Consider the following 2,497-nt stretch of genomic DNA (forward strand, 5'->3'; position numbering starts at 1 on the left):
TTTTTATGTATGACTGTACTTTAAGCCTTGGATAGCTTTCCTCGCCACTCACCCCAAAAAACTGTCCGGACTGTTGAAACTCGAAAATTTAGATAAATCTTTACCCGACTTTATACCGGCAGACTCACACCTAGCGCAGCTTCAGCAAACGTTCCATTTATCGACATTTGACCTCGATGCGATCGCGATCGTTCTCGCCCCAGAACTCGATCACCGCTACGAACGCCTCTACGCCTACTTACAAGATCAAGAGCGTTATTTACAACCTACTGTCGATCTCGTCCTCAAAATCCTCTGTCCGACAGCAACCGCAAAACTCAGTCAGCGCGATCGCTTTTCTCCTGACGCGCCCCTCATCCGCCATAAACTGCTGCACCTTGTTGGCAACTCTAACCAAGCCAAACCGAGTCTGCTAGCGCATAATATCCTGCTCGACGAACAAGTTGTCCGCTTCCTACTCAACGAAAAAGGACTCGATTCTCGGTTAACACCTTTTTGCCAATTAATCCAGCCTGCTGTTGAGTGGAACGATTTACGCTTGAAGGAATCCGTCAAACAAGGTTTAAAAGCGATCGCCCAGGCGGAAAGGGGAAAAGGGGAAAAAAGGGGAAAAGGGGAAAAGGAATGCCCTGTGAGGCAGGAAAATGGGGAAGAGGAAAACAGAACAAGGGAAAACCTACCTCCCCTTTCCTCCTTTTCCCCACAGCGAAGCAACCCAATGCGACTGTATTTCCAAGGAAGCGATCGCGCTTTGGCTCGCCGCACCGCTGAAGCTATAGCTGCTGAAGTTCAAACTTTCTTACTAATAGTCGATTTTGGGCGAATTATCGCTGCCAAAGTAGATTTTGAGCCGACTTTAAACCTAATACTCCGTCAAGCCTGGTTTGACAATGCCCTCCTTTATTTAGATCGGATAGAAGTATTACAAGAAGAAGAACACGCTATTTTGTATCAGGATTTACTCAATGCAATTGCTCAAACCCAAGGACTAACAATCTTAGCAGGCAAGCAGCCCTGGAAACCTGGAACAGAAGGTGTCTTGGGAATTGTCACGATACCTTTTACCGTTCCTGACTTTGCCCAGCGCCGCCTAGAATGGCAAAAGCGTTTGAGTGAAGCCGGAATTTCGATCTTGCCAACCGATTTGGATGCTTTAAGCGATCGTTTCCGCCTTACTCCAGAGCAAATTGCCGACACCGCTGTCACCGCTAGCAATACCATTCGCTGGAAAGCTGCGGCTGGAGAAACCGAGATTTCCCATACCTCAATTGTATTTGCTGCTACCCGCGCTCAAGGCGGTCACGATCTAGCAGCACTTGCACGCAAAGTCGAACCTAAATATCGCTGGGATGATATTGTTCTACCACCCGATACCCAAACCCAGCTTAGGGAAATTTGCAATCAAGCCAAACATCGACATCTGGTGTATGAAGAATGGGGGTTCGATCGGAAATTATCCCTCGGTAAAGGGCAGAACGTTTTATTTTCTGGCTTACCAGGGACGGGAAAGACGATGGCTGCCGAAGTGATGGCAAGTGAATTGCAGCTAGACATCTATAAAATCGATTTATCCCAAGTTGTCAGTAAATATATTGGCGATACAGAAAAAAATCTCAATCGCATCTTTAACGCCGCAGCTACTTCCAACGCTATTCTTTTATTTGACGAAGCAGATTCTTTATTTGGCAAGCGCACAGAAGTAAAAGAATCGCGCGATCGCTACGCTAATATTGAAGTTGGTTACCTATTGCAGAAAATGGAAGAATATGAAGGGATTGCTATTTTAACAACAAATGTTCGTAGCAATATAGACGATGCGTTCGTGCGACGACTGCGTTTTATAGTTGAGTTTCCCCTTCCTACCGAAAAGCAACGCTGCCAAATCTGGGAGAAAATTTGGCCTGACACCACACCTCGCAGCCCTCACATAGACCTAGATTTTTTAGCACGTAAGTTTGAAATTGGTGGTGCTAACATCCGCAACGTTGCTTTAGCCGCCGCATTTCTAGCTGCTGATGAGGGTATACCCGTTAACATGAGTCATCTGATTTGTGCGATCCGCCGGGAGTATCAGAAGATGGGCAAGATATTGATGGAAGAAGAATTGGTTCTCCCATACTTAGGGCTTGCTGAATAAGTCTGCGCTCGGTGTGCCTTTTTATACCAATTTTCCAAAGTTATGCAACAGTAGCCAAGGCTGATAGAATATAATCCCATCCCGTTATATAACAATCCTAAATGAGTTGTAAATGCTCATTATGTATAGTGCGTCTTGCAGGAATTGTGTAAATAAAAGAAAAATGGTAAGATAAAATTTAAGTAAAAAAGAGTATGACAAATATTTAGTGGGCTTTGCGTCCCAAGCGTTGTGGAGGCGAGAGAACCCGAATTCACGGGCGATTAAATCAGAGATGTAAATCTAACAATACTCCGGACAGTTTTTAAAGAGGGATACGATCGCTTTTGCAGCAGAGAAGTGAAAAAAGTGAGTGCAATC

The 2,497-nt window shown here is 45.1% G+C and carries 1 protein-coding gene; it reads left to right on the forward strand.

Going from position 1 to position 2,497, the window contains the following annotated elements; all coding sequences use genetic code 11:
• Positions 1–73: 73 nt before the first annotated feature.
• The gene (locus QUA13_RS32190) at positions 74–2,137 is read left to right on the forward strand and encodes an ATP-binding protein (RefSeq protein ID WP_333205122.1); all 2,064 of its coding nucleotides are present in this window, start codon (positions 74–76) and stop codon (positions 2,135–2,137) included.
• Positions 2,138–2,497 lie beyond the last annotated feature (360 nt).

The organism is Microcoleus sp. S28C3 (genome assembly GCF_036700785.1).
Taxonomy (GTDB): Bacteria; Cyanobacteriota; Cyanobacteriia; order Cyanobacteriales; family Microcoleaceae; genus Microcoleus; species Microcoleus asticus.